Source organism: Planctomycetota bacterium (genome assembly GCA_033763975.1).
Taxonomy (GTDB): Bacteria; Planctomycetota; Phycisphaerae; order Phycisphaerales; family UBA1924; genus RI-211.
This window is the reverse complement of record JANRJM010000001.1, coordinates 58,169-83,909: the sequence shown is the minus strand read 5'-3', so window position 1 is coordinate 83,909 and position 25,741 is coordinate 58,169. Positions and strand designations below refer to the sequence as shown.

22 protein-coding genes and 1 pseudogene are annotated in these 25,741 nt (G+C 71.0%); 20 read left to right on the top strand and 3 right to left on the bottom strand.

Annotation, left to right across the window (positions count from 1 at the left end):
• Nucleotides 1-11 precede the first annotated feature (11 nt).
• A complete protein-coding gene (gene ispH, locus SFY69_00365) occupies nt 12-1,094 on the bottom strand; it encodes a 4-hydroxy-3-methylbut-2-enyl diphosphate reductase (protein ID MDX2130489.1) in 1,083 nt (360 codons plus the stop codon).
• A gap of 333 nt (nt 1,095-1,427) precedes the next feature.
• On the opposite strand from ispH, the gene SFY69_00360 reads away from it, so the two are divergent.
• From SFY69_00360 to SFY69_00270, 19 genes and pseudogenes are all read left to right on the top strand, one after another.
• Entirely contained in the window at nt 1,428-1,805 is a 378-nt protein-coding gene (locus SFY69_00360; protein ID MDX2130488.1) for a hypothetical protein, read from the top strand.
• Between the two features lie 22 nt (nt 1,806-1,827).
• Nucleotides 1,828-2,862, top strand: a complete 1,035-nt coding sequence (locus tag SFY69_00355) for a prepilin-type N-terminal cleavage/methylation domain-containing protein (protein MDX2130487.1) — start codon at nt 1,828-1,830, stop codon at nt 2,860-2,862.
• An 87-nt stretch (nt 2,863-2,949) separates the two neighbouring features.
• Complete coding sequence (locus SFY69_00350; GenBank protein MDX2130486.1) at nt 2,950-4,392, top strand: glucose-6-phosphate isomerase; 1,443 nt, start codon at nt 2,950-2,952, stop codon at nt 4,390-4,392.
• A gap of 399 nt (nt 4,393-4,791) precedes the next feature.
• Nucleotides 4,792-6,015, top strand: coding sequence for a hypothetical protein (locus SFY69_00345; protein ID MDX2130485.1), 1,224 nt, complete (start codon nt 4,792-4,794; stop codon nt 6,013-6,015).
• A gap of 66 nt (nt 6,016-6,081) precedes the next feature.
• The gene (locus SFY69_00340; protein MDX2130484.1) at nt 6,082-6,852 is read left to right on the top strand and encodes a flagellar hook basal-body protein; all 771 of its coding nucleotides are present in this window, start codon (nt 6,082-6,084) and stop codon (nt 6,850-6,852) included.
• A gap of 147 nt (nt 6,853-6,999) precedes the next feature.
• Entirely contained in the window at nt 7,000-7,809 is an 810-nt protein-coding gene (gene flgG, locus SFY69_00335) for a flagellar basal-body rod protein FlgG (protein ID MDX2130483.1), read from the top strand.
• Between the two features lie 38 nt (nt 7,810-7,847).
• On the top strand, nt 7,848-8,990 hold the full coding sequence (gene flgA / locus SFY69_00330) for a flagellar basal body P-ring formation chaperone FlgA (protein ID MDX2130482.1): 1,143 nt from the start codon (nt 7,848-7,850) through the stop codon (nt 8,988-8,990).
• Nucleotides 8,991-9,017: 27 nt separating this feature from the next.
• Complete coding sequence (locus tag SFY69_00325) at nt 9,018-9,713, top strand: flagellar basal body L-ring protein FlgH (protein ID MDX2130481.1); 696 nt, start codon at nt 9,018-9,020, stop codon at nt 9,711-9,713.
• 84 nt (nt 9,714-9,797) lie between these two features.
• Nucleotides 9,798-10,862 (top strand): flagellar basal body P-ring protein FlgI, encoded by a 1,065-nt coding sequence (locus tag SFY69_00320; protein ID MDX2130480.1) that lies wholly within the window; start codon nt 9,798-9,800, stop codon nt 10,860-10,862.
• Between the two features lie 17 nt (nt 10,863-10,879).
• A complete protein-coding gene (locus SFY69_00315) occupies nt 10,880-11,305 on the top strand; it encodes a hypothetical protein (protein MDX2130479.1) in 426 nt (141 codons plus the stop codon).
• On the top strand, nt 11,302-11,829 hold the full coding sequence (flgN, locus tag SFY69_00310; protein MDX2130478.1) for a flagellar export chaperone FlgN: 528 nt from the start codon (nt 11,302-11,304) through the stop codon (nt 11,827-11,829). Before SFY69_00315 ends, flgN begins: the two co-directional genes overlap by 4 nt.
• The gene (gene flgK / locus SFY69_00305; GenBank protein ID MDX2130477.1) at nt 11,826-13,553 is read left to right on the top strand and encodes a flagellar hook-associated protein FlgK; all 1,728 of its coding nucleotides are present in this window, start codon (nt 11,826-11,828) and stop codon (nt 13,551-13,553) included. Before flgN ends, flgK begins: the two co-directional genes overlap by 4 nt.
• 60 nt (nt 13,554-13,613) lie before the next feature.
• Nucleotides 13,614-15,671 carry a flagellin gene (locus SFY69_00300; protein ID MDX2130476.1) on the top strand — a complete coding sequence of 686 codons (2,058 nt, stop codon included), beginning with the start codon at nt 13,614-13,616 and terminating at the stop codon, nt 15,669-15,671.
• A gap of 91 nt (nt 15,672-15,762) precedes the next feature.
• A complete protein-coding gene (fliW, locus tag SFY69_00295; protein ID MDX2130475.1) occupies nt 15,763-16,215 on the top strand; it encodes a flagellar assembly protein FliW in 453 nt (150 codons plus the stop codon).
• Between the two features lie 99 nt (nt 16,216-16,314).
• Complete coding sequence (gene csrA, locus SFY69_00290) at nt 16,315-16,653, top strand: carbon storage regulator CsrA (GenBank protein ID MDX2130474.1); 339 nt, start codon at nt 16,315-16,317, stop codon at nt 16,651-16,653.
• A gap of 93 nt (nt 16,654-16,746) precedes the next feature.
• Nucleotides 16,747-17,109, top strand: a pseudogene (locus SFY69_00285) (flagellin).
• An 81-nt stretch (nt 17,110-17,190) separates the two neighbouring features.
• Nucleotides 17,191-18,300 carry a flagellin gene (locus tag SFY69_00280; GenBank protein ID MDX2130473.1) on the top strand — a complete coding sequence of 370 codons (1,110 nt, stop codon included), beginning with the start codon at nt 17,191-17,193 and terminating at the stop codon, nt 18,298-18,300.
• 346 nt (nt 18,301-18,646) lie between these two features.
• The gene (locus tag SFY69_00275; GenBank protein ID MDX2130472.1) at nt 18,647-20,191 is read left to right on the top strand and encodes a flagellin; all 1,545 of its coding nucleotides are present in this window, start codon (nt 18,647-18,649) and stop codon (nt 20,189-20,191) included.
• 94 nt (nt 20,192-20,285) lie between these two features.
• On the top strand, nt 20,286-21,263 hold the full coding sequence (locus SFY69_00270; protein MDX2130471.1) for a tyrosine recombinase: 978 nt from the start codon (nt 20,286-20,288) through the stop codon (nt 21,261-21,263).
• 11 nt (nt 21,264-21,274) lie between these two features.
• Here SFY69_00270 and SFY69_00265 read toward each other — a convergent pair whose 3' ends face one another.
• Nucleotides 21,275-23,026, bottom strand: coding sequence for a tetratricopeptide repeat protein (locus tag SFY69_00265; GenBank protein MDX2130470.1), 1,752 nt, complete (start codon nt 23,024-23,026; stop codon nt 21,275-21,277).
• 142 nt (nt 23,027-23,168) lie between these two features.
• On the opposite strand from SFY69_00265, the gene SFY69_00260 reads away from it, so the two are divergent.
• Nucleotides 23,169-24,608, top strand: coding sequence for a radical SAM protein (locus SFY69_00260; GenBank protein MDX2130469.1), 1,440 nt, complete (start codon nt 23,169-23,171; stop codon nt 24,606-24,608).
• 82 nt (nt 24,609-24,690) lie between these two features.
• On the opposite strand, the gene SFY69_00255 is transcribed toward SFY69_00260, so the two are convergent.
• Entirely contained in the window at nt 24,691-25,737 is a 1,047-nt protein-coding gene (locus SFY69_00255; protein ID MDX2130468.1) for an MBL fold metallo-hydrolase, read from the bottom strand.
• Between the last annotated feature and the right edge of the window lie 4 nt (nt 25,738-25,741).

Here is a 25,741-nt window from a genome sequence, read left to right as displayed (position 1 = left end):
CCGCCGCCCGTTCACCCGCGCGGGCGCGCCGGCTTTCCGCCGACCGTCACGCCCACCACGCCGCCCGCCGCCGCCCCCGCGCCGTACGCCTCCCGCGTGATCTCGGGCGATTGCACCCGGATCCGCCGGCTCTCCGGGTCGATCCCGCGCTGCATCATGATCTTCCGCAGCGCACCCGGCTGCGCGAACTCCACGTTCTCATCGAAGATGTCCCGACGCTCGATCACCCCGCCGAACCGCGCCAGCAGCGAGCGGCACAGGTCCGCCACCAGATCTTCCGGCGCCGAAGCGCCCGCCGTCACCAGCACCGTCTCGTTCCCGCTCGGGAACCACGACCAATCGATCTCCGTGACGTCGTCGAGCAGCCGCGCCGGCGTCCCGACGTTCGCCGAAATCTCCGTCAGCCGCACCGAGTTGCTCGAGTTCCGGCTCCCCACCACCAGCACGAGGTCGCACTCCGGCGCGATCTGCCGCACGGCCACCTGCCGATTGGTCGTCGCATAACAGATGTCCTCGCTCGGCGGGGCCTTGATCAGCGGGAACGCCCGCTTGAGCGCGTCGATGATCACCCCCGCGTCGTCGGTGCTCAGCGTCGTCTGCGTGAGGTACACCAGCCGCCCCGGGTCGCGGATGCGCAGCCCCGCAATGTCGGCCGGGCTCTCGACCACCTGCGTCGCGTCGGGCGCTTCGCCGCTGGTGCCCACCACTTCCTGATGGTCGCGGTGCCCGACGAGCAGGATCTGGTACCCCTGACGCGCGTACCGGATCGCCTCGGCGTGCACCTTCGTCACCAGCGGGCACGTGGCGTCGATGGCCTGCAGCCCCCGCGCCCGGGCCGCGCTCCGCACCGCCGGCGACACCCCGTGCGCTGAAAACACGACGATCGCCCCCTCGGGGATCGCCTCGATCTCGTCCACGAATACGACGCCGCGCGCCTGAAACCGCCCGACGACGTGCTTGTTGTGCACGATCTCGTGGTAGACGTACACCGTCTCCCCGGGGAAGAGGTCCAGCACCTGGTCGACCACGTCGATCGCCATGCGCACGCCCGCGCAGAAACCCCGTGGATTGGCGAGCAGCAAGCGCAGCGGCACGCCGGATGGTAGTGCCGGCGGGGCGCCAGGCCCCCCACGTCTGCCACCCCCCACCACGCCGCGCGCCGACGCGGCCGACCACGCGGCCCGCCTCGCCCACTCGCGGGCACGTCCGCCGCAGAAGGCTCCCCGGCCCGCGGACGGCTTGCAGGCCCCCCGCGCCCGCCCCGGAAAGCCCGCGAAACGCCGTCAGAACCCGGTGCTTCCATGGTTAGGAACAGGTCAAGACCCTGTCGGCTGCTTGAGAACCCCGCTCACCCCGGGTATAAAGACTCCCTCACTTCTCGGCCTCTCCAATCGCCTTTCTCGTGGGCAGACCTCCGGAGTACGCACATGAGCGGCATCAGGCCGTGGCAGATCGTGATCCTCGTTCTCGCGGTCGTTGCGCTGATCGCGTCGATCGCGTTTACCGCGAGCGGCGACGACAGCGTCGATTTCGCCGACTCGGTCTTGCTCGTCGACCTTGAAACCGGCGAACTGATCGACGCGCCGTACCCGTCTGGGAAGTCGATTTCGCTGCCGGCAATCAACCCTGCGACATCCAAGAGGAGCCTGTTCCCGGTCGAGAAGACCGACGGGCAGTGGCGGGTCGAGGCGCGGTATCTCTCTATGGTGAAAGAGTTTGTGCCCAAGCCGGAAGCGTTGACGGACCCGAAGGCCGGCACTGTGAAGGTCGCGAACGAATCTCCCAAGAGCGTGAAGGTGTTCTGAACGACCCGACAGGAGCGTTTCCATGCCCAGAGGATCCCGTCGCCGCGATCGTTGCCCCGCCTTTACGCTCATTGAACTGCTCGTGGTCATCGCGATCATCGCGTTGCTCATCAGCATCCTGCTCCCGTCGCTGAGCAAGGCGCGTGAGGCGGCCCGCGCGGTCGTCTGCACCGCCATGCTGCGCCAGTTGGGCCAGGCCCAGTCCTCGTACGCTGGCACCTGGAAGGACTACATCGCCGGCACCAACACGTCGGGCGCCGACGCGAACTATTACGGCGGCGCCAACATCGTCGGCGAGACGACCTCGACGACGCCCGTCTCGATCCACGATTGGTTCAGCCCGACGCTCGGCGATTCGGCGGGGCTCCCCGCGAATCGCGCCATGCGCACCCTGACGATCTTCAACAAGTACGCCTGCGCCTCGGCCCGCGCCGTCAACCAGCGCCTGTACCCCTTCGGCGCCGGCGGCGGCGCCGACCGCGCGGACTTCGACCGTGCCCAGGGCGAACTCGTCTACCGCCAGATCAGCTACCTCGCGCCCGAAGGGCTGCACTACATCAGTAATCAGCCCAACCGAAACCTGCTTCTCTATACGCCGCCCGGCACCAGCGGCCCGGCCCGCGCCCTCTGGCGATCCGGGTTCCCCACGCCCGTGCTCACGCCGCCCGACTACACCCCGCGCCTGGACAAGATCGGCACGCAGCTCTCGAGCAAGGTCCTCGCCGCCGACGGTACCCGCTACTTTGATAACGGCGTGCTCGACTTCGACGTCAGCCCCGTCGCCAACTACGGCTCGTTCGTCGACTCGGGCCCCATCTTCAACGAATCTACCGCGTACGGGAGAGCCTTCCGGCAGGCCCCGAACAACGTAAAGCTTACATTCCGCCACAACAAGTCCATCAACGCCGTGTTCCTCGACGGCAGCGCCCGCAACCTTTCCGCCGACACGGTCTACCGCCGCGTCGACTACTGGTACCCCAGCGGCAGCCGGTTTACCGGCGGACAGGCGACCGCCGAGGCGCTCGCCGAGTACTCGATCAACGACAAGATCCCCTGACCCCGCTCCGCACGCGCCTTGCTCCCCCGACCCCGCCCCGAGGCGGGGTCGGTTCGTTTCCGTCCGTCCCACCCCTACCCTCCGCCCATGCTCACCCTCGACTACGCGAACTGCCTGCGCGCCCGCGTCGGCTCGCACGGGCTCGACGAGGCCCGCCTCGACCCCGCCGGGCCCATCGCCGCCGCCGTCGCCGCCCACACACGCACGCTCGCCTCGCGTCGCGGCACGGGCTGGGAGCGCTGGCGCGATCTCGCCCGCAACCCCGCTCGTTCGACGCACGTCGCCGGCGTCCGCGCGATCGCCGAGCGATGCCGCGGCAAGTTCGACAACCTCGTGGTCCTGGGCATCGGGGGCTCGGCCCTGGGCAACATCGCGCTCCAGGCGGCCCTGAACCCGAGCACCTGGAACCTGCTGCCCGACGCCGCCCGACCCGGGCCGCGCCTCTTCGTGCTCGACAACGTCGACCCCGCGTCGTTCGCCGATGTCTTCGCCCACTGCGAGCGCACGGGCGGGCTGGCCCGCACGCTGTTCAACGTGATCTCCAAGAGCGGCGAGACCGCCGAGACCGCCGCGCAGTTCATGATCGTGCGCGACGCGCTCAAGAAGGCCTTGGGCCCCGGGTACGCGTCGAACATCGTCGCCATCACCGACCCGGCCAAGGGCACCATGCGACGCCTCTGCGACGCCGAGGGCTTCACCACCCTGCCCGTGCCCGACGGCGTCGGCGGGCGCTTCAGCGTGCTCTCGCCCGTCGGGCTCTTCTCCGCCGCCATGTGCGGCATCGACATCGACGCCCTCCTCGACGGCGCGAACGCCATGGACGAGCGCTGCTCGAACGAGCAGCTCGCCAAGAACCCGGCGGCCATGCTCGCGTCGCTGCTCGTCGAGCTCGGCACCACCCTCGGCAAGCCCAACCACGTCCTGATGCCCTACGCGAACAACCTCTACCTGCTCGCCGACTGGTACCGCCAGTTGTGGGCCGAGAGCCTCGGCAAAGAGAAGGACCTCTCCGGGCAGACGGTGTACGCGGGCTTCACGCCCATCAAGGCCCTGGGCGCGACTGACCAGCACAGCCAGATTCAGTTGTACCGCGAGGGCCCCAACGACAAGGTCATCGGGCTGGTCGAGGTCGCGCATTTCACGCCGCCCGCGTCCGGCGTCACGCGCGACGGCGACGTGCCCATCCCCGCCGGGCTCGGCGTCGAGGCGCTTCGGTACTTGGAGGGCGCCTCGCTCGGACGCCTCCTGAACGCCGAGAAACGCGCCACCGAGTACGCGCTCGTCGAGAGCCAGCGCCCCAACTACACCATCCGCATGCCAAAGGTCGACGCGTACCACGTCGGCGAGTTCGTCATGCTCTGGCAGATCGCCACGGCGTACGCCGGGCTGCTCTTGGGCGTCGACGCGTACGACCAGCCCGCCGTCGAGACCGGCAAGGTCGCGACGTTCGGGCTCATGGGGCGCGACGGGTACGCCGAGCACCAGGCACGCGTCCGCGACACGCTCACGCCCACCGGCTGGGTGGTCTGAGGCTGGGCGTCCCTCGAAAGCCGCGGCCCGCCGCGCGGGCGCAGCCCCCGGCGCGCCGGCTGTGGGCAGAAGGCCCCGCAAAAAAGGAAGAGCCGGCCGGGGAGCCAGCCCTTCCTGAGAATGGGGGAAGAAAACACCGTGCTTGCTGCGCGCCGGTCCTTGCGGGCGCGAAGCGGAGGAATCGCTGGACGGCGAAGGGACCCGCCGACGAGCTGCTCGAGGGCCGCGCTGCCGCTCTGATCCGGTGACGTCGCCGTGAAAGCCGGCGCTCAGACGCGCGGTAGGGTCTTCAACGTAGCAACTACGGAGGCAGAAATCCAGCGTGTTTGCACAAACACACTCAGAAATGTTGCGACTCGGAGGCGCTGGTGCTATTATGGCTTGCTCTGGGGAGACACCATGGACGGACACCCCCGAACGTCTACCGGTCTGGTCGAGGAAGGTCGCCGTTCGCTCCAGGAGGTCAGGCGGTCGCTGATCGAGCTCTACGCGTCGGTCGGGGTAGATCCAGGCCAGCCGCAGGCTGTGGCCAAGCGCCTCGGGCTGAACCGAAACCTGACGTGGAAGCTGTCGCGGGTGATTAGCGCGAACGATCCGTTCGCGTCGCTGAACCACCTTCCCGGCCAGCAGGGTCTTGAACTGGCGGCTCGTGCGTTCCGGGACGCCGGCGCTCCGGCCGAGGCGTTGACCGGGGTCGAGAACGCGGTGCGCGAGTTCATGGACACGGTGGCCGAGCACGCCGACGACCGCGAGCAGTTCGAACTGACCCTGGAAAGCATGGGCCTGTTCGAGCGCGAACTTGGGATGGAGAGCGGGCGGGAACTCGCCTGGCGCGGCACCAGCATGATCTGGGGCGTGCAGGCCCGCACGCGCCTGACGCTGACCGTGGTGGGGCCCAGCGCGCTCGGGCCCGATAAGGTGGACTTCGTGCAGGCGGCGGGGCTGATCGGCTTTCGCCGCCTGCGCGAGCAGGCGCGATGGCGGCTGCTGCGCCTGCGGACGAACGACGACCGCGGGGGAGACCTGATCCCGGGAACACCCGAGCCGCTCGGCGACGCCGGCGACAGCGAGGTGTCGTGGATCATCCGCGACCTGTGCTCGCCGAACATGCCGCGGCTTGAGGTGGAGCATTCACCGTTCGGGCGCGAGGTCATTTTGCCCGGGGGCCCGGTCGGCAACCAGTCGACGTTCGACACTTACTTCGGGCACGTCGTGCGGGGGCTTTCTCGCTACCGGACACCGGACAACGAGCACGGCTCGACCGCGTCGTCGCTCACCATTCCGCTCGAGATGCTGGTGATGGACCTGCTCGTGCACCGCTCGGTCCCGATCACGCGCACGCCCGAGTTTGCGGTGTACGGCTTCCCGCACGGCGGGCCGGAAGACCCGAGCGCGCAGACGACACGCAACCTGCTGCCGATGGCGGCCGCTCCGGTGGAGCTCGCCGGCATGCCCCCCGCGGTGGCGACGGCCCGGGTTTCGAAGTACGGCGCGCTGCTGGCGAAGGTGTGGGCGAAGACCGGGTGGGATCCTTCGGACTTCTGGGGCGTGCGAGTGACGCTGCCCTTCCCGCCGATGTCGGCGCTGGCCGTGCTGCGCTGGCCGTTGCCCGAGGCACGCTGAGGACCGGCGCCCCCGGCGCGCGGGGCACATTCGGCTTGGCATGACGTTCGCGTATCCGCCCGTGCGATGTCGTACGGGCTGCAGATCTCGGCTTCGGGCGTGTTCACGGCGTTGTACCGCCAGGACGTGTTCGCGAACAACCTCGCGAACATGGACACTCCGGGCTTCAAGGTGGACATCCCGTCGACTCGTCCCCGCGACGCGGTGCGCGAGGAAGACGGGGTGTGGCACCTGCCGTCGGACCGCCTGCTGGAGCGGCTCGGGGCCGGCGCGATGCTCAATCCCAACCGCGTGTCGTTCGCGCAGGGGCGCCTGCGGACGACGGGCAACGCGCTCGACCTCGGCATCGAGGGCGAGGGGTTCTTCGTGGTGCGCGACCAGAGCGCGGGAGATGCGCAGCGCCTGACGCGGGACGGGCGGATGACGCGCAACGCGCAGGGATTGCTCGTGCTGGCGTCGAGCGGGCAGGCGGTGCTGGGCGAGGATGGATCGCCGATCGCGTTGCCGGCGGGCACGCTGACGGTGGGCGCCGACGGCTCGCTGCGTGTGAACGGCGCGACGTTCGCAAAGCTCAAGCTGGTGGAGATCGAGCGGACGGGCGAGCTGCGCAAGCTCGGGCAGGGCCTGTTCGAAGTCGAGCCGCGGGAACTCGCGGCGGCGAAGCCGGCGGGCGGCACCGTCCGCCAGCACGCGTACGAGGAATCGGGCGTGGACGAGGTGACGACGCTGCTGGCGATGACGAGCGCGTCGCGCGAGGTCGAGACGAACACGTGGATGATGCGCGAGCACGACCGGATGCTGGACCGGGCAATCAACGGGCTGGGACGCGTGGCGTGACGAGGAAGTTCCGGAGCTCCGAAGCTCCGAAGTTCCGGAGTGACGGAGTGACGGAGTTCCGAAGTGAAGAAGTGGCGGGGTGGCGGGGTGGCGGGGTGACGGGGTGGCGGGATGAAGAAGTGACGGATTGAGGAAGGGGCGCGGGAGATGGCGATCAACGCACTGCAATCGGCCGCGTCCGGGCTGTCGGCGCTGAACACGGCGCTGGACGTCACGGCGAACAACCTGGCGAACGTGAACACGCCGGGGTACAAGGCGAGCCGCGCGAACTTCCAGGACCTGCTGTACATCGAGCGGGCGCAGCCGGGCGCGCTGAACCAGATCGAGGACCAGCGTCCGATCGGGCTGTACGTGGGGCTGGGGGTGCGGGTGAGCGGAACGCAACTGGACTTCACGCAGGGCGCGCCGCAGGCGACCGGCAGGCCCCTGGATGTGACGATCAACGGCGCGGGCTTCTTCCGCGTGACGGTCGAGGAATCGCTCGGGAACGGTGGGTTCGCGTACACGCGCGCGGGGAACTTCACGCTGAACGCGGACGGGGAGCTGGTGCTCGCGAACGACCAGGGGCGCCGGCTGGACCCGAACATCCAGATCCCCGACAACGCGTCGAGCATCACGATCGCGAGCGACGGGCGGGTGCTGGTGACGGTCTCGGGGCAGACCGAGCCGGAGGAACTGGGCCCGATCGAACTGGCGACGTTCATCAACCCCGCGGGCCTCAAGCAGGTGGGCGAGAACCTGTTCATCGACACCGCGGCGAGCGGGCCCCCCACCACCGGCATCCCCGGCACCGAGGGCCGGGGCACGCTGCAGTCGACCTTTCTCGAGTCGTCGAACGTCGATCCCACGCGCGAGCTGATCGAACTGATCCGCACGCAGCGCGCGTTCGAGATGAACAGCCAGTCGATCCGGGCGGCGGACGAATCGCTGCGGTCGGTGGCGCAGTTGCGCCGGTAAGGTGAGGCCCGCACCGGGCAGGAGGCGTCGTGAGCCGCATGACCGCAGACGCGTCTGGCGTGTTCGCTTCGAATCGGGGCGTGGCGGGGCGCGGGCCCGCGGTCGGCCCGGCGTGCGGCGGCGTGCGCGGGGTGGGACTGCCGCGTGTGGGCCTGCCCCGGTTCAGCCTGCCGAGTGCCCGCCGGGTGGCGGCGCTGGTGGTGCTCGTGCTGCTCGTCGTGGGCGGGGTGCTCTTCACGCCCGAGGCGCACGGGCAGGACATCGTGCGCGTTCGGGCGACCGTGGCGGCGAGGGACGGCTCGCTCGCGCTGCGCGACATCGCGGACCTCTCGGGCGAGCGGGCGATCGCGCTGGGCGACGTGGCGATGGGCGAGGCGACGCCGGGACGGGTGATCCGCATCGACGAGGTGCGGGCGAAGATCGAGGCGTCGGGCCTGGTGAGCCTGGGTTTGCTTCGCGTGCAGGGCGCGACGTGCGAGGTGCTCGGCGCAGCGCCGGCGAGCGTGCGGGCCCCCGGGGCGCGGGCGACGCCGGCCGCGCCGCCGGAGATCCGGCCCGGCACGGTGGGCGCGGCGATCCCGGTGCGCCTGGCCGAGTTGCTCGGCGTGCGCGAGGACGACCTGCGGATCACGTTCGAGGCGTCGGACGCGGCGCTCCTGGAGACACCCGTGCCCCGCGGGGGCGTGCTGTCGCTGACGCCGCACGGCGAGGGCGAGCGCGTGTCGTTCGCGGTGCGCCTGTACGCGGGCGACCGGTTGGCGGCGTCGGGGTCGGTGCGGGCGGGCGTGGGGGTGCGTCGGACGGTGCTCGTGGCGCGCCGGGCGTTGGCGCGCGGGGGCGTGCTGGGCGCGGAGGACGTGGCCGAGGAGGCCCGGTTCGTGCCGATGGACGCGGCCCCTGCTACCCGCGGGGCGATTGGGATGGAGGTCCGGTCGCGCGTCGGCGCGGGCGAGGTGGTGCTGGAGCGCGACGTGGCGGCCCCGGTCGTGGTGAAGCGTGGTGACCTGATCGGCGTGGACTGCGTGTCGGGCGGGTTCATCGTGCGGACCACGGCCCGGGCGATGGAGGCGGGGCGCGAGGGCGATGTCATCAGCCTGCAGGCGCTGAACTCCAAGCACTCGTTCCGGGCGCGGGTGGCCAAGCCCGGGCTGGCGGTGGTCGTGGTGGGCGAGACGAAGTAACGAAACTACGGCGAAAGCGAGGCGGACATGCGGCGGGCGATATCGGCGGGCGTGCTGGGCGCGGGGATCGCGGCGACGGGCGCGGACGCGGGCGCGCAGAGCCTGTTCCGGCAGCCCCCCCCGCCGCCGGTCGTCGATGAGCGGGGCGAGGTCGACGAGCAGGCGGCGGTGCGCGGGGCGTCGCTGTACCTGGTGGAGCGGCCCAAGCCGCGGACGATCCAGGTGCACGACAAGGTGATGATCATCATCTCCGAGACGAGCAAGAGCACGAGCGAGCAGACGCTGGACACGAAGAAGAACGTGACGCTGAGCGCGGCGCTCGAGAAGTTCCCGAACCTGGCGAAGTTCCTGGAGGCCGAGCTGACGACGGGCAACAGCTCGCCGATCGTCGAGGCCGAGGCGAGCGCGAACCAGACGTTCAAGGGCGACGGGTCGTACGAGCGGTCGGACAGGTTCACGGACCGCGTGACGGCGACGGTGATCGACGTCAAGCCCAACGGGGTGGTGGTGCTGGAGGCGCGCCGGACGATCCAGAAGGACAAGGAAGTGCAGACGCTGGTGCTCGCGGGCGAGTGCCGTCGCGAGGACATCACCGACAACAACAGCGTGCTCTCGAGTCAGCTTGCGGACCTGACGGTGCGGGTGCACAACGAGGGGCAGGTGAAGGACGCGGCGAGCAAGGGGCTGTTTACGCGCCTGTTCGAGGCGATCTTCAACTTCTGACCGCGGCGCGGGCGGGCCCGGGGGCTGGCACGCGGGTTGCGATGCGGTGTGCGGCGGGAGTGCGCCACGGAGGGCGACGGTCCGATGCAACGAATGCTCGCGGCGATCCTGGGGCTGGTGATGCTCGCGGCCGGTGCGGAGGCCGGGACGGTGCGCGACCTGGTCCGCTTCAAGGGGCAGGGCGAGTCGGTGCTTCGGGGGTTCGGGCTCGTGGTCGGCCTGCCCCAGACGGGCGACAGCGGGAAGGACCTGGCGCTGGCGAGGCCCCTGGCGAAGCTGCTGGAGAGCAACGGCGCCGGCATCGGCGACGTGAAGGACCTCGAGAAGAGCAAGACGGTGGCGCTGGTGATGGTGACGTGCACGGTGCCGGCGTCGGGCGCGCGGGCGGACGACACGCTGGACGTGTGGGTGTCGGCGGTCGGGAACGCGTCGAGCCTGGACGGCGGGCAGTTGTTCCTGGCGCCGCTGCGCGGGCCGTATGTCGGCAGCCCGGTGTACGCGATGAGCGAGGGAACGGTGGAGATCGAGGGGGGCGTGCGGACGCGGGGGCGTGTGCGGGGCGGGGCGCGGATGATCCAGGACGTGCTGATGCCCGAGATCGGCGACTCGTTCGACCTCATCATCGACCGCCCGTTCGCGGACTGGTCGACGGCGATGCAGGTGGCGCTGGCGATCAACGCGAAGGCGATGCCCACGGGTCCCGCGGTAGCGCGGGCGATCGACGACCGGACGGTGCGCGTGTCGATCCCCGAGGCGGAGCGTCGGGACCGGGCGGGGTTCATCGCGGACGTGCTGTCGGCGGACATCTCGCTGGCGCAGATCGACCTCCCGGCGACGATCGTGTACAACGCGAAGCGCGGGGCGATTCTGGTGGACGGCGACGTGACCATCGGCGCGGTGGCGATCACGCACAGCAACCTGCAGATCACGACGACCACGCCGCCCCCGCAGGCGACGCCCCAGAACCCGATCGTCGAGGTCGAGCGCTGGGCCGGGCTCGCGCCGGGGGCCAAGCCCAGCGAGCAGGCGCGCCTATCGGACCTGCTGGCGGCGTTCAAGCAACTGGACATCCCCACCACCGAGCAGATCGCGGTGCTCGAGATGCTCCACAAGATGGGCAAGCTGCAGGCGAAGATCGTGATCGACTGACTCCCACGGAGGCACGCATGGATCTCGTCGGTCTTCAGCCCCGCACCGACCTCGCGACGCGCCCCGAGACGCTCGGCGCGGACCCCGCGCGGAGCGAGCGATCGATGTTCGCCGGGCTGCTCGCGCGGGCGAAGACCGAGCTCGGCACGCCCGAGGCCCGCGCCCGCGAGGGCGCCGAGCAGCTCGTCGCCACAGCGCTCGTGCTGCCGGTGCTCAAAGGCCTGCGCGAATCGAACGGGGCGGCGGCGCCGTTCGCGCCCAGCAGCGGCGAGAAGTCGTTCCGCGCGATCGCCGACGGCGCGCTCGCCGAGCGGCTCGTGCGGCGCTCCGACTGGGCGCTGGTCGATCGCATCGCGGACACGATGCTGCGACGCGGGGCGGCGGGCACCGGCATCGCGCCGGGCGCGGGCGGCGCGGGCGTCGCAACGGGAGGTGCGGCGTGAGCGAGGCCATCCCGACCCTGCGCGAGATGCGCGACGAACTCGGCGCCCTGCTCGCCCTGTACGAGGACGCATACACGCGCTGGCTGGCCATCGCGGAAGCGCAGGGCGAGGCGCTCCGACGCGCGGACGGGCGGGGCGTGGAACGGCACGCGACGGCCTTGCGCGGCGTGATGGAAGATGTGTCGCGCCTGGAGCCCCGGCGCGGGGCGCTGGTGAACGCCGCGGCGGCGGCGCTCGGGCTCGCGAAGGGCTCGCGCCCGGTCACGCTGCGCGACGTGGCGCGGGCGCTGCCGGTGCCCGATGCGGGGGCGCTCGCGGCCCGGGCCGCGTCGGTGCGCGAGCTGGCCGGGCGGGCCCACGAGCGGACCAGTTCGCTGGCGGGCGCCACGCGCGGGCTGCTCTGGCATGTCGAGGGCCTGGTGCGCCACGCGGCGCGGCACCTCAGCCACGCGGGGACGTACTCGGCGCGGGGGCGGGTAGAGGTCGGCGGCACGGTCGTGTCGTCGCTGGACGTGCGCTCATGAGCCTCACCACCGCGTTCAACATCGGGCGGTCCGCGCTGCAGGCGAGCCAGCTGGGCATCCAGGTGGCCTCGAACAACATGGCCAACGCGGGCACGATCGGCTACTCGCGCCAGATCGGGCGCTTGCAGTCGCTCCGGGGCGACCGGTCGATCCCGGGCATCATGGTCGGCGGGGGCGTGATCATGCGCTCCGTGCTGCGCCAGGTGGACGACGGCATCGAGGCGCGCCTGCGCGGGGCGACGGCGGACCAGGCCTTCGCGGGCGTGCGCTCGCAGATCTCCTCGCAGATCGAGGACGCGCTGGGCGAACTCGGCGAGAACGACCTGTCGAGCCAGTTGTCGTCGTTCTTCCGGGCGTGGTCCGAGCGCGCGAACCAGTCGCGCACCGGCGCCTCGGTGGTGCAGCAGGGCGAGCAGCTCGCGACGTTCATCCGGCGTCTGCGGAGCGACCTGTCGGACCAGTCGCGCCAGGTGGCCTCGCAGGTCGGCGCGGGCGTGGACCGCGCGAACCAGTTGCTGGAGGTCATCGCCGGGCTGAACAGCGAGATCAGCCAGGCCGAGGTGGCCGGGACGATCGCGAACACGCTGCGCGACCAGCGCGACCAGTCGGTGCGCGAGCTGTCGGAGATCATGGACGTGACGGTCGTGGCGCGCGGGCAGCAGGGCATCGACGTGCTGGCGGGCTCGATCCCGGTGATCCTCGGCTCGCAGGCGCGCCCGCTGAGCGTGCGGCGCGAGGCGGACGGCGCGGTCTCGGTGGTGTCGGGCGAGAACGAGTCGCGCCTCGACGTGCGCTCGGGCACGCTGGGGGCGCTGCTCGAGGGCCAGGGCGACGCGGTGGACGCGACGATCGACCGGCTCGACTCGCTCGCCTCGCAGGTGATCTTCCAGGTGAACCGACTGCACAGCACGGGCGCGCGGAGCGAGGGGCTGCGGTCGGCGTCGGGCACGCTGCGCCTGACGAGCGCGGAGCGCGGGCTGGCGCTCAACGACCCCTCGAACACGGCGCTGGCCTCGCTGCCCTTCGCGCCGACCAACGGCGGGTTCATGGTGCACGTGCGCCAGCAGGGGACGGGGGCGACCCAGGCCGTGCGGATCAATGTGGATCTCGACGGCCTCACCAGCGCGGGCACGCCGGGCACGGCGGACGACACGAGCGCCGAGGACATCCGGGCGCAGCTCGCGGCGATCCCCGGGCTGGCGGCGACGTTCACGTCGGACGGGCGGCTGGACATCCGGGCGGCGGACGGGTTCGACTTCTCGTTCTCCGACGACACGTCGGGCGCGCTGGCGGTGCTGGGCGTCAACTCGTACTTCACCGGGACGGACGGGGCGAGCATCGCGGTGCGTTCGGACCTCTCGCAGGACGCGTCGCTGCTGATGGGCGGGCGGATCGTGGACGGGCAGTTCGTCGAGAACGGCACGGCGCTCGAGGTGGCGGGGCTGCAGTCGCGCTCGATCGACGCCCTGGCGGGGCGGTCGATCCTCGACCACTGGCGCGACGGGGTGCAGTTGGTGGGGTCGATGGCGGCGTCCGCGCGGTCGAACGCCGAGGCCGCCGCGGTGGTGCGCGAGGGCCTCGAGGCGCAGCGGTCGTCGGTGAGCGGGGTGTCGATCGACGAGGAAGCCCTGAACCTGCTGGACTTTCAGCGGCAGTACCAGGCGGCGGCGCGGATCGTGAGCGTCGCCGAGCAGTTGACGCAGACGTTGCTGGAGCTTGTCTGACGGGCGCCGGGCGGGGGAGTTTCGCTCGGCACGGGGTTTGCGAGGCGGACGGTTGAACGCATGTCCACGATTCCCTCCAACCTGACCCGCGTGCCGAACCTGCTGCGGTCGTCGATCGCGTCGGGGACGATCGGGCGGACGAACCTCGACCTGCTGCGGGTGCAGCAGCAGATTGTGTCGGGGGTGGAGATCGGGCGTCCCAGCGACAACATCGTGCGGTCGGCGCTGATCTCGGTGCTCGACGAGCGCCTGGAGCGGAGCGCGCAGCTCGAACGGAACTTCTCGCACGCCGACGCGGCGCTGGGCGTGCTCGACTCGATCTTCGCCGAGGCGCACACGCTGGGGCTGAACGCCAAGTCGATCGCGTCGGAGCAGATGAGCGCGTCCTCGAACGCCGAGGAGCGGGCCGCCCAGGCGAACATCCTTGATCAGATGATCCAGTCGCTGTACAACACGGCGAACCGCCAGTCCGTCGCGGGCTACGCGCTCGCCGGCACGCGGACTGGCTCGCCCCCGGTCGTCGAGCTGTACGGCGGGTACCGGTTCGTCGGGGGCATCGGCGGGCTGACGACCGACCTCGACCTTCCCGTGGGCGTGCCGGTGACGCTGGGCGGCGGCAACGCCATCACGGGCCTCGCGGCGCGGACGCGGGGCGATGTAGACCTGGACCCGAACCTGACGCTCGACACGCGCCTGGCCGACCTGGGCGGGGCGCGCGGGCTGGGCGTGGGCACCGGCACGCTGCGGTTCTCGTTCAACGCCGGCGCGAGCGTGGACGTCGACCTGGCTGGCGCCGACACGGTGGGCGACGTCGTGACGCGCCTGACGAGCGCGATCCGCCAGGCCGAGACGGACCAGGGCGTGACGATTCTGGGGCCCGGCGGGGTGAGCGTGACCGGGGAGGGCGTGTCGATCGACGTCGCGTCGGGGGGCTCGCTGCAGTTCTCTGACATCGGCACCGCGACGGTGGCGGGCGACCTCGGGCTGACGGGCGACCCGGCGTTCGCCTTCACGCCGACGAGCGCGGCCGGGCTGGACCTCGGTCCCCGGCTGACGTGGCGGACGCCGGTGTCGGCGCTGGCGGGCGTGACGGGGGGCCTGGGGCGGATCTCGCTGAGCAACGCGTCGCGGACCGTGACGGTGGACCTGTCGAACGCGCAGACGCTGGGCGATGTCCGCAACGCCATCGAGGGCGCCGGGCTGGGCGTGCGGGTGCTCATCGGCCTGGACGGCGCGACGCTGGACGTGCTGAGCGAAACGGCGGCGGGTTCGGCCGGGGCGATGTCCATCACGGACGTGGTGGGACAGAACTCGACGGCGACGCGCCTGGGCATCCGGACGATGACGGGCGCGACGCGGATCGCGGACTTCAACTTCGGGCGCGGCGTCACGATCGTGGACGGGCGGATCGACCCGCTGACTGACACGCCGACGCGCACGGTGAACGCGGACATGCGCGTCGTGCTGGGCGACGCGTCGGGCACCCCGATCGAGATCGACCTTCGCCCCCAGGACATGGCGACGGTGCAGACGGTGCTCGACCGGATGAACGCGGAGATCCAGTCGGAACTGGCCGCGGCGGGGCTGCCCTCGACGGCGCTGGTGGCGGAACTGGCGGAGGGGTCGAACTCGATCGTGCTGCGTCAGGACGCGGGGTTCACCCAGCCCCTGCGGGTGGAGGCGAGGAACAACTCGGCGGCGGCGGAGCAACTGGGGCTGCTGCACGGCACGTACGACGCGACGAGCGCAGGACTGGTGGGCGAGGATCGCGCAAAGGTGCGCGTGGACGGGCTGTTCTCCGACCTGATCGACCTGCGCGACGCCCTGCGGGCGAACGACACGCGTGGCATGGCCCTTGCTGGGCTCTCGCTCGACGCGTCCATCGACTCGCTCACGGACACCCGGGGCCTGGTCGGCGGATACGCCCAGCGAGTGGAGGCGGCCTTGGTGCGCGAGACGGATCGGGCGACATCGGACGAGGCGGTTCGCAGCGAGCTGCGCGACACGGACTTCGCAAAGGCCGCGTCGCGCCTGTCGCTGCTGGAGACGCAGTTGCAGGCGGCGTTGCGGGTGGCGGGGTCGACGCAGCAGCTGAGCATTCTGAACTACCTGGCCTAGCGGCCCGGGAGGATCATTGCGGAAGAGGCGTGTCGCCGGCTCGGCCCCGGCGCACGCGTCACACCGGGGCCGACGCAGCGGAGCATGCGCCATGGAAGTTCGGACGACGCGGTTCGGGGTTCTGGACATCCCGGAAGACCGGGTGCTCGAGTTCCCGAAGGGGTTGCTGGGGTTCTCGCAGTACACCCGGTACTGCCTGCTCGAGCCCGGGGAGGACGCGTGCTTCTTCTGGCTGCAGTGCCTGGAGGAGCCGAGCCTGGCGTTCGTGGTGACGGACCCCAGCCTGTTCGTGCCGGAGTTCTCGGTGCCGGTGCGTCCGGAGCAGATGGTGGAGCTGAAGCTGAACCGCCTGGAGGAGGCGCAGGTGTTCGTGATCGTGAACAAGGTGGAGCAGATGCTGACGGGCAACCTCCAGGGCCCGCTGGTCGTGAACACGCTCACCCGCACGGGGGAGCAGCTGGTGCTGGCGGAGAAGCGTTGGACGACGCGTCACCCGCTGGTGCAGGTCGGGGACGGCGCGACGCGCCGGGCCGTGTCGGCGTAGCGAACGTGGCGAACACCCTTTTCAACCTCTCCTCCCGCGCACCGGCCAGGTCGGTCGCGCGCGCCTCGGGGCACGGACGCCCCGGCAAGGAGTTCATGCATGCTGGTTCTATCCCGTCAGCGCGACGAGACCATCATGATCGGAGACGAGATCGAGATCACCGTGGTGGACATCCGCGGGGACAAGGTCCGTCTGGGGATCTCGGCGCCCACACGGATCGCCGTGCACCGCAAGGAGGTGTACGAATCGATCAAGCGCGAGAACGAACAGGCGGCGCGCCTGCCGGGCGCGGACGCCATGGCGCTGGGCGCGATCTCGCCGGGGCCGGCGCGGTCGGCCGCGCGGGGCGCGGCGTCGCGTCTGGCCTCTCCGGCGCCCCGGCCGGGCCCGTCGCCCGCGCCGCTCTCGATCACCACCGCCGCGGTCAAGCGGGCCTGAGGCCCGTCGCCCGCGCCCACCCGGTAAACCTCGCAGGGCGGACCGCCCTGCCTTACGCACGGAAGCGCTGAGCCTCAATCACGGAGGATTGCCATGGCCAGAATCAACACGAACGTCCCGAGCGTCATCGCCCAGGCGAACCTGGGACGGACCACGTCGGAGCTGAACCTCCGCCTGGAACGACTGTCGACGGGGCTTCGCATCAACCGGGGCAAGGACGACCCGGCCGGGCTCATCATCTCCGAGCGGATCCGCTCGGACCTGCAGGGCGTGGACCAGGGGATCAAGAACTCCTCGCGGGCCAGCGCCATGATCTCGACCACCGAGGGCGCCCTCGCCTAGATCAACGACCTGCTGAACTCCATCCGGTCGCTCATCGTCCAGTCCGCGAACACCGGCGCCTCATCGCAGGCGGAGCGCGACGCGAACCAGCTCCAGATCGACTCGGCGATCGACTCGATCACCCGCATCTCCAACACCGCGACCTTCGGCGGGCTCAAGCTGCTCAACGGCACGCTCGACTACACCCTCTCGGGGGTGGACGCGGCGGCGATCACCAAGGTGCAGGTCAACACCGCGAGCTTCCTGAACGCCGCGAGCCTGCAGGTCGAGGTCGATGTCGTCGCCTCCGCGCAGACCGGCGGGCTGTACTACAACGGCTCGACCACCCCGCCCGGGCTGACGCTGTCGGCCCTCACCCTGGAGGTCGCCGGCCCGTTCGGGGTCGAGACGCTCACGATCCAGTCGGGCCAGCCCCTGAGCAAGATCGTGCAGGGCGTGAACAACGTGACCTCGCTGACGGGCGTGCGCGCCTCGCTCATCAACAACGACGCGAACTCGGGCATCGTCTTCACCTCGACCGACTACGGGTCGAACTCGTTCGTCTCGGTGAAGCGCCTGGGCGCGCCGGCGACGGGCAACTCGTGGCAGACGTACCGGTTCCAGGACGACCTGCCGGTGGAGGCCAACACGCCCTTCGGCTGGTCGTCGCTCATCGGCGCCGGCACCATCACCACCGCCGACCGCGACCAGGGGCGCGATGTCGCGGCGCTCGTCAACGGGAACCTCGCGACGGGCAACGGGCTGCGCATCAAGGTCAACTCGGCGAGCCTGGGGCTGGACCTCACGCTCAAGGCGGCGGTCGCCACCACGCCCTCGGGCACCCCCACGACCTTCACCATCACCGGCGGGGGCGCGCTGTACCAGCTCGGGCCGGACGTGACGGCGTTGCAGCAGTCGAACGTGGGCATCCAGTCGGTCGCCGCTTCGAAGCTCGGCGCCACGCTGGTCAACGGGACGGTGGAGTACCTCAGCTCGCTCAAGGACGGGCAGGCGAACAGCGTCGCCGCGTCGGTGCAGCGGGGGAACTTCAAGACGGCGAGCGACATCCTCGGCGCCGCGATCGACGAGGTCACGGTGCTGCGCGGGCGCCTGGGCGCGTTCGAGCGGAACGTGCTCGACACCAACACGCGATCGCTGCAGTCACAGTTCGAGAACCTCACGGCGAGCAACTCGGTCCTGCGCGACGCGGATTTCGCGGAAGAGACCAGCCGCCTGACCAGGGCCCAGATCCTCTCGAGCGCGGGCACGTCGGTGCTCACGCTCGCGAACCAGCAGAGCCAGCAGGTGCTGCAGCTGCTCGGCTAGAGCATCCCCGAGCTTTGACGACCGTACCGCCCGCCGGGCTCCCGTGAGCCCGGCGGCGGCGTCATTTTGGGACCCGTACTTCCCCCGACCGAGGCGTGCGGCCGAAGATTCGTGGCGGAATCTGATCATGTCCGGCTCAACTGGTGCTTCCGCGTACCCGATGCGAATCCGGTCCTGCCGGGCTTGTTCCGGCAGGCGGGAATGGGGGCGGGACGGAACCCGACCTCCGCGAGCCCTGGGCCTCGTCGGCCACGGGCTCCGCCGATGAGGCCGGCGTACGGAGCCTCAACGGGTCACGGAGCCCTCCGCCGCAAGGGGAGGCTCGCGAGCAGCACGGAGGTTCACGATGGGTCGCATCAACACGAATGTCCAGTCTCTGATCGCGCAGCGCGTCCTCGGGCAGAACAACCAGAGCCTGGGTGTCGCCCTCGAGCGCCTGAGCACGGGTCTCAAGATCAACCGCGGCAAGGACGATCCCGCCGGGCTGATCGCCAGCGAGAACCTTCGCTCGGAGCAGAAGGCGCTGAACCAGGCGATCTCGAACGCGGATCGCGCCGACCAGGTCGCGAACATCGCCGAGGGTGGCCTGCAGGAAGTGTCGGGTCTGCTGACCGAACTGCAGGGCCTGCTGACGAGCACGGCGTCCAAGGCCGGTCTCTCGCTCGAAGAGAAGCAGGCGAACCAGCTGCAGATCGACTCGATCCTCCAGACGATCGACCGCGTCGCCGCCTCGACGAACTTCCAGGGCATCAAGCTCCTGAACGGCAACTTCGACTTCCGCGTCTCGGGCGTGGCGACGGGCGTCTCGGACTACCGCGTGAACGCGGCGAAGTTCTCCGGCGCGTCGCTGAACGTCGACATCCAGGTGACGACGTCGGCCCAGCAGGCCGGTCTGTTCCTGTCGGCGGGCGGGTCGAACGTCAACCTGAACACGAACTCGGCGCTCGTGCTGGAGATCGCGGGCAGCAAGGGCTCGCGTGAGCTGTCGTTCTCCTCGGGCACCACGCTCGCCAAGATCACCGACGCGATCAACTCGTTCTCCGACGTCACGGGCGTCGAGGCGGTGGTGTCGGGCACGGGCATCCTGATCCGCAGCGAGGACTTCGGCTCGTCGGAGTTCGTGTCGGTGAAGGTCGTGAACGCGGCCGGCATCAACAGCACGAGCAACGGCGACGCCAGCACCCCGGTGCGCGGCATCTACAACCGCCAGTCCGCCGCCTTCAACTCGAACAACACGACGATCGCCTCGACCTTCTCCAACGCCACCAACGCGGTGCGCGACGTCGGTCAGAACGTCCGCGCCACGGTGAACGGGCTCGCGGCGGTCTCGAACGGCAAGGTCCTCCGCGTCAACAGCGACTTCCTCGACGTCGAGGTCTCGCTCAGCACCGCCAAGTCGCAGGCGCTGGGCAACGTCGGCTCGGGCAGCAACCCGGCGTTCTCGATCACCGGCGGCGGCGCCGACTTCCAGCTCGCGGGTCGCGTGGACATCGCCGGCAAGGTCTCGATCGGCATCCAGGACGTGGCGGCCCGCAAGCTGGGCAACTCGTCCCTGGGCTACCTCGACAGCCTCGGCTCGGGCAAGACCAACAACGTGGTTGACGGGGCCGACCTCGGCAACGCCCAGAAGATCGTGTCCGAGGCGATCAAGCAGACCTCGGGCCTGCGAGGCCGCCTGGGCGCCTTCCAGAAGAACACCGTCGGTGCGACCATCCGCAGCCTGGGCATCGCGGTCGAGAACACCGCCGCCGCCCAGAGCGTCGTCCGCGACAGCGACTTCGCCACCGAGACCGCCCAGCTGACCCGCTCGCAGATCCTCGTCAACGCCTCGACGAACGTCCTGGCCCTGGCGAATCAGCAGCCCCAGTCGGCCCTCTCGCTGCTCGGCTAAGCCTGACGACGACATCACCTGACCTCGCACGCCCCGGCCCGCGCCGGGGCGTTTTTCGTTGCGCGGGCCGCCCCGGCCCGATACTCCCGCTCGCATGGGCGCGCGCATCGCCAGACATCACGACGTCCCCTCGCCGCGGCCCGAGGACCTCCCGCCCGCCCTGCGGAAGGTCCGCGACCGCTTCCTGGCCTACCTCCGCGTGGAGTGCGGGCTGCTCCCCAACTCGCTCGCCGCGTACGGGTGGGACGTGCTGCTGCTCCTGGGCGACCTCGGTGCCCACGGGGGCACCTCGCTGGACGCCGCGACGCCCCGCGCGGTCGCGCAGCACCTCGCGGGCCTCAAGACCCGGCGGCTCATGGGGGGCGCCTCCGTCACGCGCCACCTGGCGTCCATCCGCGTCTTCTTCCGCTGGTGCGTCGCGACCGGCGCCCTGGACCGCGACCCCACCGAGCCCCTCGAGCGCCCCCACCGCTGGAAGCGCCTGCCCGATGTGCTCTCGCCCGCGCAGGTCCGCAAGCTCCTCCACGCGTGCGCGCCCGGAGACGACGACGACGACGCCCCGGCCCTCTGGCAGCGCGACCGCGTGCTGCTCGAACTCTTGTACAGCAGCGGGCTGCGCGCCAGCGAAGCGGCCGGCGCGATGGACGCCGACGTGCTCGACACGCTCGGCGTGCTGCGCGTGACGGGCAAGGGCAACAAGCAGCGCCTGGTGCCCTTCGGCCAGCCGGCACGCGACGCGATCGACGCGTACCGACGCGACTGCCGCCCGCGACTGCTTCGCCCCGACGGGCGCGATCGCGGGCGTCTCCTGCTCTCGGCGACCGGGCGACCCCTGGAACGCGTCGCGGTCTGGCAGATCGTGCGGCGTGCCGCGGTGCGGGCGGGGCTGCGCGACGTCCACCCCCACACGCTGCGCCACAGTTTCGCGACGCACCTGCTCATCGGCGGGGCGGACCTGCGCGTCGTGCAGGAACTGCTCGGGCACGCCGACATCGGCACCACGCAGATCTACACGCACGTCGACCGCTCGCGGCTGAAGAGCGTGCACGCGAAACACCACCCGCGGGCGTGAGACCGGCGTCCTCAGCGCTGGGCGCACGCGTCGCGCCACATGCCGCGCATCGCGGCCTCGAACCGCCGGGCATACCCGGCGGCGTCGAGCAGCGTCGAGCCGGGCAGCCCGGCTCGCAGGCGCGCGCGGGTCTGGGCGAGGCGGGCGCGATCTGTGCCCAGCGAGGCCGCGAGGTCGACGTACGCGTCGTCGTCCGCGGCCACGAGGTCGGGCATCCCCGCGGCGGAGAGCAGCGAGGCGCCGACGCGCGCACGGTGCACGCTTCCCGCGAGCGTGATGACCGGCACGCCCATGGCGAGCGCCTCGCAGGTGGTCGTCGTGCCGTTGTAGGGCACGCAATCGAGCGCGACGTCGAGATCGCGGTACAGCGCCATGTGGTCGGCGTGCGCGGCGGCGTAGGGCGAGAAGACGATGCGCCCGGGATCAACGCCGTCCGACGCGATTCGCCGGGCGATGTCGCGGTTGAGCGCCTCGGACTGCACGCGGCTCTTGAGCATGAGGCGCGACCCCGGCACGCGGGCCAGGATGCGCGACCACAGGGCCACGGTGCGGGCGCTGATCTTCGCCGCCCGGTTGAACGACCCGAACGTGACGCTCCCGCTGGCCTCGCACGGCGCGCGGTCGGCGGGCGCGGGGTCGCCCTCGTGGGGCATGTAGCACAGAAAGCACCCGTCGAGGCGCGCGAGGCGCTCGGTGCAGTGCGCCTCGGCACCCGGCGGGTCGGTCGCCGCATCGACGAGGCGCCAGCCGATCCCGGGCATGCCGGTGGTGTTCGGGTAGCCCAGGTACGTCGCCTGCACCGGCGCCGCTCCCGCCGCGAGGTGCGCCAGGCGCATGCCTGTCGTCCAACCGTTGCACTCGACCAGCACGTCGATGCGGTCGTGCGCGCACTGCGCACGCAGGGCGGCGGCGTCCAAGGCCCCCACGTCGCGCCAGGCGGCCCGCTCGCGGAACCACGCGCTCCAGGCGTCGGGCTGGTCGACCACGGCGTACAGGTATAGCTCGATGCCCGCGCCCGACGCGTGCGCGACGAGCGGCCTCAGGAAGGTGCCGCACACGTGGTCGCGCAGGTCTGACGACAGGATCGCCACGCGCAGCGCACGCTGCGGGTCGGGGTTGTCGACCGGCACGCGCGGCCCGGCACCGGCGGGCGCATCGAACGACGCGAGGCGACGGTGCAGCTCGCGGTGCATGTTCGGATCGGTCTCGACGAAGTTGAGATAGCACGCGGCGAACATCACCAGGTCGCGGTTGTTCGGGCAGGCGCGCAGCCCGCGGTGCAGCACCGCCGCGGCGTCGTCGGGGCGGGCGACCTCGCACAACGTCCACGCGAGCGATGAGTAGAGCGCGGGGGTGTGGGGCTCGACGGCGATGGCACGCTCGAAGGCCGCGGCGGCCGCGTCGGACTCGCCGATCGTCATCCGGCATTTGCAGTACACGTCGAGGGCCTGCGCGTGCGCGGGGGCCTGGTCGAGCGCGCGTCCGAGCACGGCGGCGGCCTCGGCGTGCCGGCGCAGCAGGTACAGCACGTTCCCGTGCATGAACAGCGTGTCGGGATCGGGGCTGGCGGCGGCGGCGCGGCTGATGTAGAAGAGCGCCCGCTCGTCCTCGCCGCGCGAGCCGTGGATCATCGCGAGCAGCGTGTTCGCGTTCGGCTCGGCCGGGGACTTCTGGAGGATGGAGCGCAGCAGACGCTCCGCCTGCTCCACGCGCCCGGCGTTCGCGTGCTCGAGCGCTGCGGCAAAGGCCTGGTCGGGTCGCATCCGGGCGGATTGTGGACGGCGGATCGCCTCGGGGCAATGGGCGCTTGGGCGGACAAGTGGAATCGGCGACGGAAGAATGATATCCTTCGAAGGTTTCAGTAGGTATTGAAAACCGGCCTCCGGGCCGGGTTGGGAGAGCCCGATGCCCGTCTACACCCCGCCCCCCGAGAGCCCGAACGCCGACGTGCGCGACGAGGGCTTTTTGAGCGCGGTGGTGGAAGGGGCGGCCCGGCTGACGCCCGCGCAGGGCGTGGAGATGCTGACTCGCACGCCGCTGGCGGAGCTGGGGCGGCTGGCGGACGCAAGATGCCGCGTGGTGCACGGCGAGACGGTGCGGACGTATGTTATCGACCGCAACATCAACTACACGAACGTGTGCACGGCGAAGTGCACGTTCTGTGCGTTCCGGCGCGACCACGACGACGCCGACGCGTACACGTTGACGGCCGATGCGATCCTCGGGAAGATCGCGGAACTGGAGCGGATCGGCGGCACGCAGATTCTGATGCAGGGCGGGATGAACGACCGCCTGCCGCTGGAGTGGTACCTCGACCTGCTGCGCGCGATCAAGGCGAGGTTTCCGAGGATCCATGTGCACGCGTTCAGCCCGCCCGAGATGGTCGAGTTCGTGCACTTCTTCAACCCGCCGGGCGAGACGTTCGAGGCGAAGGTGCGCTGGGTGCTGACGCGCCTGCGCGACGCGGGGCTGGACAGCCTGCCGGGGGGCGGGGGCGAGATCTTCGCGGACCCGGTGCGTCGGAAGATCGGGCTGGGCAAGTGCGACGCGGAGAGCTGGCTGACGGTGATGTACGTGGCGCACACGCTGGGGATGTTCACGAGCGCGACGATGATGTTCGGGCACATCGAGGGGCACGCCGACCGCGTGCACCACATGCACCTGGTGCGGGCGTGGCAGGACCGGGCGCTGCGCGAGGCCGGCGGAGCGCGGGGCGGGGTCGGGCACTACACGGCGTTCATCTCGTGGCCCTTCCAGCGGGAGAACACGCCGCTGGGCAGAGTGCGCGACTGGGGGCGGGGCGAGGGCGAGTTCGAGCGTGAGTTCCCCGGCGACGTGGTGGCGCGGGCGTTCGCGTGGGGCGCAGAGCCCGACGTGGACTATCGCGCGCTGGGCCCGGAGGCGGCGGAGTTCGGGCGACGCGTTCGGATGGCGGGGGCGAGCGAGTACCTGCGGACGCAGGCGCTCAGCCGCCTGTACCTCGACAACGTGTACTCGATCGGCGCGTCGTGGGTAACGATGGGCCCGCACGTGGGGCAGGTGGCGCTGCGGTACGGCGCGAACGACATGGGCAGCGTGATGATGGAAGAGAACGTGGTGAGCAGCGCGGGGACGACGTACTGCCTGGACGAGGCGGTGCTGTGCCGCCTGATCCGCGAGGCGGGCTTTGTGCCCGCGCAGCGGAACAACACGTACGACGTGCTGCGCGTGCACGACGGCGCGGAGTCGCCGGACCGGCGCGTTACGGATTGGTCGGCGCACCGCACGCGCCGCCTGCACATCGAGGCGCCCAAGCAGGGCGCCGCGAGCGCGCCGACGCAGGTGACCGTGAGCGCGAAGGGCTGAACCGGGCGGCGTAAACGGGGGCGTGAACCGGGGGCCGATGCCGAGGCCCGCGCCGGTCGCCGCGTGCGACGAGCCTCACCGACTACTTCGGCGGGGCGGCGGGCTCGGGCTGCAGTTCGTCGTAGATCGCCTGCAGCGCCATCGGCCTGAACCGCGCGTTGGCGTACTCCGCGAACGCGCCGGGGTCGGATTCGCCGATCTCCTTGCGCGACCTGCCCTGCGCGATGAGGCGCTCGACGTGCGCGATCAACGTTTCGAAGTACTCGCGCTGCGAGAGCAGGCCGGCCTTGTTCGTGACCTCGCCGTGCCCGGGCACGACCACCGTCGCGTCGTCGCAGCGTTCGGCGATCTTGCCGATGACGCCGATCCACGAGCGGACGCCGGCGCCCGACGCGCGGTCGATGAACGGGTGCGACCGGTAGAAGAGCAGGTCGCCGGTGTGCACGATGTTGAGCGCGGGGAGCCGCACGACGAGGTCGTTGTCGGTGTGCCCGGGGCCGAAGTGCTCGAGTTCCACCGTCACGCCGGCGATGGTGCGCGTGTGCCGGTCGCCGACGCCGGTGCGCGGCGCGAACTGGGCGGCCTTGAGGTCGTTGGCGCGCAGGTACAGCGCCTTGGCCTCCTCGCGCAGGCGGTCGGCGGCGGGGCCGGTGCGTCCTTCGAGCTGCGTGGCGACTTCCTTCAGCTGCGAGATGTAGCGGTTGAGCTGCCCGAGGACTCGCGGCGTGCACTTCTCGTGCGCGATCGTCTCGATGTCGGCGGTGAAGGCGTGGTTGCCGCCGGTGTGGTCGGCGTGGTGGTGCGTGTTGATGACGCCCGCGAGGGGCCCGGCGAAGTCGGTGGCCTCGCGCCGCAGGGTCTCGGCGTAGGGCGCGTTCTTGCAGTCGATGAGCAGCCCGGCGCCCTCGCCCCGGACGACGAGGGAGTTGCCGCCGCTGCCGATGGCGACGCGCGCGGCCGGCGCGATGGGCTTCCACTCGAAGAACGTGGCGGGCGATGCGCCGCCGGTGGGCCTGTCGGGCTGGCGCTGCGGGAGCACCGGCGTCATGGGGACGCCCGGCTGGCGGGCGAACGCGGCGCCGGCGCCCACGCCGATGGCGCCGGCGACAAAGGTCCTTCGTGAGAGCATGAAT